The following is a 7,978-nucleotide window of genomic DNA, read 5'->3' on the forward strand; positions in this document are numbered from 1 at the left end:
GCCCCTCCGCGTCTGGGCGCTTGCGCGCGCGCCCGATTCGTTCCGCCTGGATCAGGGTTCCGGGTCGAATCTTGCTCCAAGATTCGACCGAGAACCCTGATCCAGCGCCGAAACCGGCGGCGCGGAGAGGGGTGGGGTGGGGTGGGGTGGGGTGAGGGTCAGGAGAAGAGGGTGAGGCCGGCCCAGGCCGCCAGGAGTCCGGCGATGATGCTGAGGACCACGTTGAGGAGGGCGTACAGGGTGGATCCGGTGCGCGCCAGCCGAATGGTCTCGTAGCCGAAGGTGGAGTAGGTGGTGAGCGCCCCGCAGAAGCCCGTCCCCAGCAGCGCGAAGTACGGAGCGGACAGCGCGGCGAACGAACCCAGCAGGAACGAGCCGGTCACGTTGACGGCGAACGTGCCCCAGGGGAACACGGAGTCGTGGCGGGCCTGGACGAAGCGGTCCAGGAGGTAGCGCGCGGGGGCGCCGAAGGCCGCGCCCAGCGCCACGAGGAGAACCGTCATGCCGGGCGTACGACCTCGACGGGGTCGAGCATGGCCAGCCCGATCGGTAGATCATCCAGACTGGACACGAAGGCCCGGACGGTGTCCTCGGTGTCCACGATGACGACCGAGCACGGCAGGTTCTCGGCGAGCGAGAGCAGCCGCGATGTGTGGATCCGCGAGGACGCCCCGAATCCCTCGACGCCCCGGAAGACGCTCGCCCCGGCGAGCCCGGCCTGATGCGCCCGGTGCACGATCTCGGTGTAGAGCGGCCGGTGATGCCACTGATCGTCCTCGCCGACGAGGATCGTCAACCGCAGCATGTTCATGCCTTCACCCTCCCACGCGCCACGCTGTCCGCCAGCACTCCGCCCAAGTACGCCGCCAGCAGGGCGGATATCGCGGTCGCCCCGAGATAGCCGACGGCTGTCGGGAGCTGCTCTGCGCGTACAAGTCGGTGAATTTCGAGGATGTAGGTGGAGAACGTGGTGAAACCACCGAGCACGCCCGTGCCCACGAACGGCCGCACGAGACCCGCGGTGAGCGGGGCGATGAAGCCGAGGAGCAGGCAGCCGACCACATTGATGGCGAATGTCGTCCAGGGGAACGTGTGTGGCGCGACCGGGAACGCGACGCCGAGGCCGAAGCGGGCGAGCGCGCCGAGCAGGCCGCCCAGCGAGATCACCGCGACGGTCTTGATCATCGGCCGGCGACCGCGAGCAGACCGGAGAGCATGACGTCGAGCTTGAACTCGAAGCGCTCGTTGCCGCTGCCGGCGACCATGTTGTCAGCCAGGCTCCGCAGCGTCGGGAACCGGTCCGTGGGCAGCGACAGCAGATAGTCGCGGTACTGCCCGATCCGCTCGGCCATCGACTGCTCGGTGATCCCGGCCTGCCGGAAGAAGCTCTGCTCCAAGGCGATCGCGGGGATGAAGTCGCCCAGCAGGTCGCCGGCCCACGCGACTACCTGGTCCGGCAGCCCGGCCAGGCGCAGCAGGGTGAGCAGGTACTCCATCATCCGAAGCGCGTTCGACCCGCTCGGCAGACCCGACATCGCGATCTGCGCCACCCCCGGATGCGCGGCCATCACCCGCACCGAGTTCCGGACGAATTCCTTGACCTGCTCCAACGGCCGGGTGGGATCAGGCTCAGCGAGTGGAATGTCGGCTATCACCCGGTCCAACAGCAGGTGGTGGAGTTCCTCCTTGTTCTCCACATGGACATACAAAGACGCGGCGCCCGTGTGCAACTCCTGCCCGACGCGACGCATGGTCACGGCATCCAGGCCTTCCTTGTCGAGTACGCGCAACGCAGCGTCCACGATCGCATCGCGGCTGAGCTGCCGACGGGCCGGTTTCGCGGCCTTGGTCGGCCGTTGCCAGGGTGGCGCCGGAATGTCGTCGGTCTCAGCTCGGGTGCCGCCAGATGTCATGCCGAACACTGTACTTGACACGAACGTCGTTCGTCACGTAGAACTCTGTTCATGACTACCGAACAACGTTCCGTCACGACGAACACCGTTCCTTCCGGCCCGCCGGCGTCCGCGCCGCCCTACCGATGGCGGTGGCTCGTGCTCTGGCTGGTGCTTGGCGCGGAGGTCGTGGACCTGCTCGACGCCACCGTCGTCAACATCGCCGCGCCGAGCATCCACCGCGCGCTCGGCGGATCGGACAGCATGATCCAGTGGATCGGGGCGGGCTACACCCTGGCCTTCGCCGTCATGCTCGTCACCGGCGGCCGCCTCGGCGACATCTTCGGCCGCAAGCGGATGTTCCTCATCGGCGCGATGGGCTTCGGGCTCGCCTCCGTCCTCTGCGCCACCGCCCAGGACCCCGCCATGCTGATCGCGGCTCGCGTCCTGCAGGGCGGCCTCGGCGCGATGATGATCCCGCAGGGCTTCGGCATCCTGAAGGCGGTCTTCCCGCCCGACGAGATCAGCAAGGCCTTCGGCGCGTTCGGCCCCGTCATGGGCCTGTCCGCGGTCGGCGGCCCGATCCTGGCCGGCGCGCTGATCGACGCCGACTGGTTCGGCACCGGCTGGCGGATGATCTTCCTGATCAACGTCCCGATCGTGCTCTTCGCCGTGCTCGGCTCGCTCCGGTTCATGCCCGCGCTCGGCTCGTCCGACCCGCGCCCCCGGCTGGACGTCCCGGGCATGGTCCTGCTCTCGCTGGCCTCCGGGCTGCTGATCTACCCGCTCATCCAGGGTCGCGACCTGGCCTGGCCGGCCTGGATCTTCGGCCTCCTCGCCGGATCGCTCGTCTTCTTCGGCCTGTTCGTGGCGTACGAGCGACGCCGGGCGGACTCGCCGCTCATCGAAGGCGGACTCTTCGCCCGGCGCGCGTTCACCGGTGGACTCGCCGTCTTCCTCGGCTTCTTCGGCGCCTTGACCGGCTTCATGCTGGCGTACGGGTTGTTCACCCAGCTCGGCCTGGGCTTCGGCCCCCTGAAGGCCGGTCTGTCCAGCGCACCCATGGCGCTCGGCATCGCGGGTGGCGCCATCGCCGGACACGGACTGGTCAGAAAGCTCGGCCGCCGTCTCATCCACATCGGACTCGGCATCATGCTGATCGCGTTCGGCGCCTTTGCCCTGACGGTCTGGGCCGGTGGCGACACCGTCTCGATCTGGGCGCTGCTCCCCTCGACCTTCGTCGCCGGCCTCGGCATGGGACTCGGCCTTGGCCCCATCTTCGGCACCGTGCTCAACGGAGTCGACGACCACCAGGTCGGATCCGCCTCCGGCGTCCTGAACGCCGTCCAGCAGTTCGCCGGCGCGGTCGGCATCGCCGTCCTCGGCACCGTCTTCTTCAACCGCCTGCACGCCGGATTCGCCAGCGCCATGACGACGACCACCACGATCTCGCTCGGACTGCTCGTGGTCGCCTTCGGCCTGGTGTTCCTGCTCCCCCGGTCTGCCCGGCCCGAAGAGGAGTGACCTGTTGGTGGAGACCGGCCGGCTGCGTACCCCCAGCGGCCGGCCGGTCTCGTTCTAGCCCCCGTTCGGCACGGTGATGTTGCGTTGCAACAGGTCGACCAAGGCCGCGGTCTTCGGCCACTTGTCCTCGAAGCACCCGAAATACGTCGACGTACGCCCACCGGCGACGACGGTCACGACCGGCGCGTCAGCGCACATCATGTCCTTCGTCGGCTGGACCATCTCCTCGGCGAACTCGTCGCTCGTGACCAGGTCATAGGCGGCGTCTCGCTGATCGGCCGGAAGCGTCCCGCTGAACCGCTTCCCGGCCGTGTTCGTGAAACTCCACGACCCGTCCGGCTTCAGCTCCAGCCGATCGTCGACATGCGGCGCCCCGCCCACCCGGGACACCTGGATGGTGGCGTCCTTGCTCACCGGCTCGGGACTCGAACACCCCGAGAGCAGCAGAGCCGCCAACGCCGCGACCGCCAGGACTCGTCTCATGCGAACTCCGACGCACCCACCCCCCGCCCCGGTTCCCCTCTCCCCCGTTGGTTTTCCGCGCGATCATGAACTGACGGTCGTGATCGACCGGCGTGTCATGTCCGCCCGGTCCTGATCAACTCCCTGACTCCGTGATCGATTTGCGGGTCGGCAGGTCGTACGCGATCCGCTCCCGGCGCGCTTGACGGACCGCCTCGCAGCCACGGAAACACGAGCCGATCATGTGCCTGGCGTGCTTGACGGACTGCCTAGCGGTCATGGAAACGCGAGTCGATCATGAGGTTGGGGAACGATCACCGCACAACGAGATCGGCGACCTGGGAAACGTGGTCGATCATGGCCTGTAGTTCATGATCGCGCGGAGAGGGGTTATTTGAGAGAGCCGGCGGTGAGGCCGGCGAGCAGGTGACGTTGGAGGACGACGGCCAGCAGGACCGGCGGCAGGGCGGCGAGCACCCCACCTGCCGCGATGAGCCCGAAGTCGACCGCGTTGCGGCCGGTGAACTCGGCGATCGCGACCGGGATCGTCTTCGCGTCTGATGTGGACGTGAAGATGAGGGCGTACAGGAATTCGTCCCAGCACAGCAGGAAGACGAACAGCGTCGTGGCCACGACGCCGGGGCGGGCGAGCGGCAGGATGACGCGGACGAGCGCGCCGAGGCGCGTACAGCCGTCGACCCGGGCCGCCTCCTCCAGTTCGACCGGCAGAGAACCGAAGAACGTGCTCATCGTCCACAACGCGAACGGCGTCGCCAGCGAGCAGTAGACGATGATCAGGCCCGGCTTCGTGTCGAGCAGCCCGAGCCGGGCCATCAGCAGGTACAGCGGGATGATCAGCACGATCGGCGGCAGCATGTAGGTCACCAGGAACGACAGCAAGGTCGTACGCCGTAACGGAAACGTCAGCCGCGCCAAGGCGTACCCGCCGAGAATGCCGACGGAGACCGAGATGACGACGGTGCCGGCCCCGACGATCAGGCTGTTGAGCATCGCGGACCGGAACTGGGCCGCGACGCCCTCGTGGCCGGTGAAGATCTCCCTATAGCGGGACAGCGTGACGTGCTCGGGCCACCAGTGCAGCGGGCGTTCCAGCAGGTCCGTCTGGCCCGAGAGCGAGGAGACGACCAGCCAGAGGAACGGGGCCAGGATCAGCGTGGACGCGGTCAGCGCCCCGACGGTACGCCTCATGCCCTCATCTCCTGTTGCCGCAACAACCGCAGGTAGATCAGGGCGAGCATCAACACGGCGACCACCGTCAGATACGCGAGGGCGGCGCCGGAGCTGAACCGCTGCGCCGAGAAGGCCTGCAGATAGGTCAGGAAGGTGATGGTCTGCGTGCCGCTGGCCGGGCCGCCACCGGTCATGACGTAGACGATGTCGAAGACCTTGAAGGCCTCGATCACCCGGAGCACGAGGACGGCGGCCAATGTCGGGCGGAGCAACGGCAGCGTGATCCGCCAGAAGACCCGTAGCGAACCGGCCCCGTCGATGCGGGCCGCCTCACCGAGCTCGGCCGGGATCGCGGACAAGCCGGCGAGCAGGAAAAACGCGACCAGCGAGGTGTTCTTCCAGACGTCGGCGACGACGACCATGTTCAACGCGAGGAACGGGTCGGAGCCGAGCCACGACCGGTAGTCCCCCATGAGGTGCAGCTGGGTGAGGAGCGCGTTGAGTGCGCCGTACTCCGCGTTGAGGATCCAGCGCCACATTGCGCCGTTGACGATGGTCGGCAGCGCCCAGGGCAGGATCACGATGGCCCGAAACAGCCAGCGGAACCGCATCGGCGCGGCGAGGAGGTGGGCCAGGCCGAGGCCCAGCACCACCTCCAGCGTGGTCGACGCGACGGTGAAGTAGAGCGTGTGCTGCGCCGCCGCCCAGAACCGGGGGCTGGTCAGGATGTCGGCGTAGTTCGCGAGCCCCACAACCGGGTACGCCCCCGGAAAAGGGCTGTCGACGTCGAGGAACGAGATGACCAGCGCCCGGCCGGCGGGCCACAGCACCACCCCGAAGACGACCAGCGCCGCCGGCAGCAGCAGCACCGCCGCGAGGGGAGCCTGCCGCCTCACAGCAGCGACTTGGCTTGGGCCGCCGCGTCGGACAATGCCTTCTCCGGTGTCTTCTTCCCGAGCAGGGCCTGCTGGAGTTCGGCCTGCAGCAGCTGGCTGATCTCGTTGTAGCGAGGCACCTCCGGACGGGAGATCAGGCTGGCGAGCTCCTTCTTCGCGGCCGCCACCATCTTCGGCGACACCGAGACGACGGCCGGGTCGTCGTAGGACTTGCCCCAGCACGGCAGGCTGCTCTTGGCGTACTTGTTCTGGACTTCGGGGCTGGTCAGGTAGCTGATGTAGGTCCAGGCCGCCTTCTGGTTCCGGCTGCCGCCACTCACGCAGAGCGCCATCGACCCGTTCACTCCCGGGCTGCCGCCGCTACCGGACGGGGTCGGCAGCACCTCGACCTTCCCGGCGACCTTCGACTGAGCCGGGTCGTTCGCGGCGTTGAACATGTACGTCCAGTTCAGCGCCATCGCGGCCGAGCCCTCGGAGAAGATCTTGCGGACGTCCTCCTCCAGGGACTCCAGCGAGTTCGGGTTGGTCAGCCCGTCGTCGATGGTCTTCTTCATCCACTTGAGCGCTTCGAGGCCGCCGCCGCTGTCGAAGGCGATCGACTTGAAGTCGTCGGCGAGGAACTTGCCACCGAACGCCCCGAGGAGCTGGGTGTAGTCGCAGATCAGCGCCTCGGCCTGCTTCCAGCTCCAGATGAGCGGGTGCTTGACCAGATTGGCTGCCTTGATCTTGGCCGCCGCTGCCAGTACGCCGTCCCAAGTGGCCAGGGTGGCGGGGTCCACGCCCGCCTTTCCGAGGATCTCCGTGTTGTAGAAGAGGTACTTGGCATCCAAGATCCACGGCACTCCGTAGTACTTGCCCTGGTACTCCGCGGTCTTGAGCGCGCCGCCGAGCATGTCGGTCTTCCACGCCGCCGGGAACTGACTCGTGACGTCGGTGACGATCTTCTTGCTGCCGAACTCGGCCGGCCAGATGACGTCGATCAGCACGACGTCGTAGGTCCCGGCCGGGGCGGCCGCGACGATCTTGTCGTGCAGGGCCTCGTACGCCACGAAGGTGGGCTCGACGGTGATCTTCGGATACTTCGCCTGGAAGTCGGCGGTCATCGCGCGGATGTCCGCCTCGGAGTAGCCGGCCTGCTGCATGAACAGGGCGGTGATCTTGCCTTCGCCGCTCCCCTCGCCGCCGGAGTCGGAGGAGTTCGACCCGCCGATGTCGCAGGCGGCCGTGAGGGGCAGGAGCGCGGCGGCGGCGAGCAGCGTACGCCGTGGGTAGTGCACTTCGGACATGGTTCCCCCTCGCCTAGCGGTTAGTTAGACAAGTTGCTTAACAGATGGAGTACCAGCCACTTGCACGCTCGTCAATACCTCAGGCACTGAAGAGAGCCGATGAAGCCGAGTTGTAACGGAATCTCCTCCGTGGAGCGTTCCGATCCGGCAACATCGGACATATGGGATTCTTGATCCGGGTGCTCGTCACCGCCGGCGCCCTCTGGGTCGCCACGGCGATAGTCGACGGCATCGACGTCACCGCCGAGACCACGTGGGGCAAGATCGGCACCTACCTGCTGGTGGCGCTGATCTTCGGCTTCGTCAACGCGATCATCAAACCGATCGTGAAACTGGTCGGCTGCGTGTTCTACATCCTGACGCTCGGCCTCATCTCATTCGTCGTCAACGCCCTGCTCTTCCTGCTGGTCGGCTGGCTCGCCGGGGTCTTCGACATCCCGTTCGAGGTCAACGGCTTCTGGGCCGGCTTCTGGGGCGCGATCATCGTCGGCGTGATCAGCTGGGTCGTGAACCTGGCCTTCGGGACATCCAAGGACAACGACTGACCGCCTCGGCCGTCTGCGGCTAGGGCTGGACTGGCCGGGCTGAGCTGGGCTGGGCTGGGCTTGGGCTGGGCTTGGGCTGGGCTGGGCTGGGCTTGGGCTGGGGCTGGGGCGCTGGATCAGGGTTCTCGGTCGAATCTTGGGTCATGATTCGACCGAGAACAGAACGGAATAGCACACGTCTG

The 7,978-nt window shown here is 67.3% G+C and carries 10 protein-coding genes; 2 read left to right on the forward strand and 8 right to left on the reverse strand.

The features are described from left to right. Nucleotides 1-158: 158 nt before the first annotated feature. The 4 genes from crcB to AB0H43_RS35335 are packed head-to-tail and all read right to left on the reverse strand — an operon-like array spanning nucleotide 159 to nucleotide 1,913. Nucleotides 159-503, reverse strand: coding sequence for a fluoride efflux transporter CrcB (gene crcB / locus AB0H43_RS35320; protein WP_360006872.1), 345 nt, complete (start codon nucleotides 501-503; stop codon nucleotides 159-161). Further along, nucleotides 500-811 carry a DUF190 domain-containing protein gene (locus AB0H43_RS35325; RefSeq protein WP_360006875.1) on the reverse strand — a complete coding sequence of 104 codons (312 nt, stop codon included), beginning with the start codon at nucleotides 809-811 and terminating at the stop codon, nucleotides 500-502. The genes crcB and AB0H43_RS35325 overlap by 4 nt, the downstream gene beginning before the upstream one ends. Further along, nucleotides 808-1,185, reverse strand: coding sequence for a CrcB family protein (locus tag AB0H43_RS35330; protein ID WP_360006877.1), 378 nt, complete (start codon nucleotides 1,183-1,185; stop codon nucleotides 808-810). Before AB0H43_RS35330 ends, AB0H43_RS35325 begins: the two co-directional genes overlap by 4 nt. Further along, nucleotides 1,182-1,913 carry a TetR/AcrR family transcriptional regulator gene (locus AB0H43_RS35335; RefSeq protein WP_360006880.1) on the reverse strand — a complete coding sequence of 244 codons (732 nt, stop codon included), beginning with the start codon at nucleotides 1,911-1,913 and terminating at the stop codon, nucleotides 1,182-1,184. The genes AB0H43_RS35330 and AB0H43_RS35335 overlap by 4 nt, the downstream gene beginning before the upstream one ends. 51 nt (nucleotides 1,914-1,964) lie before the next feature. On the opposite strand from AB0H43_RS35335, the gene AB0H43_RS35340 reads away from it, so the two are divergent. Further along, a complete protein-coding gene (locus AB0H43_RS35340) occupies nucleotides 1,965-3,416 on the forward strand; it encodes an MFS transporter (protein ID WP_360006882.1) in 1,452 nt (483 codons plus the stop codon). Nucleotides 3,417-3,470: 54 nt separating this feature from the next. Here AB0H43_RS35340 and AB0H43_RS35345 read toward each other — a convergent pair whose 3' ends face one another. The 4 genes from AB0H43_RS35345 to AB0H43_RS35360 all read right to left on the reverse strand — a co-directional run bounded on the left by AB0H43_RS35345 (nucleotide 3,471) and on the right by AB0H43_RS35360 (nucleotide 7,251). Continuing rightward, entirely contained in the window at nucleotides 3,471-3,899 is a 429-nt protein-coding gene (locus tag AB0H43_RS35345) for a hypothetical protein (RefSeq protein ID WP_360006885.1), read from the reverse strand. A gap of 369 nt (nucleotides 3,900-4,268) precedes the next feature. Beyond that, nucleotides 4,269-5,087: a carbohydrate ABC transporter permease gene (locus AB0H43_RS35350; protein WP_360006887.1), complete on the reverse strand. Its 819-nt coding sequence runs from the start codon at nucleotides 5,085-5,087 to the stop codon at nucleotides 4,269-4,271. Next, nucleotides 5,084-5,965, reverse strand: coding sequence for a sugar ABC transporter permease (locus tag AB0H43_RS35355; RefSeq protein ID WP_360006890.1), 882 nt, complete (start codon nucleotides 5,963-5,965; stop codon nucleotides 5,084-5,086). The genes AB0H43_RS35350 and AB0H43_RS35355 overlap by 4 nt, the downstream gene beginning before the upstream one ends. Further along, entirely contained in the window at nucleotides 5,962-7,251 is a 1,290-nt protein-coding gene (locus AB0H43_RS35360; protein WP_360006893.1) for an extracellular solute-binding protein, read from the reverse strand. Before AB0H43_RS35360 ends, AB0H43_RS35355 begins: the two co-directional genes overlap by 4 nt. Nucleotides 7,252-7,412: 161 nt before the next feature. Between AB0H43_RS35360 and AB0H43_RS35365 the strand changes: the two genes are divergently transcribed. Then, nucleotides 7,413-7,796, forward strand: coding sequence for a phage holin family protein (locus AB0H43_RS35365; protein WP_360006896.1), 384 nt, complete (start codon nucleotides 7,413-7,415; stop codon nucleotides 7,794-7,796). Nucleotides 7,797-7,978 lie beyond the last annotated feature (182 nt).

The organism is Hamadaea sp. NPDC050747, from assembly GCF_040654195.1.
In the GTDB taxonomy this organism is placed as follows: domain Bacteria; phylum Actinomycetota; class Actinomycetes; order Mycobacteriales; family Micromonosporaceae; genus Hamadaea.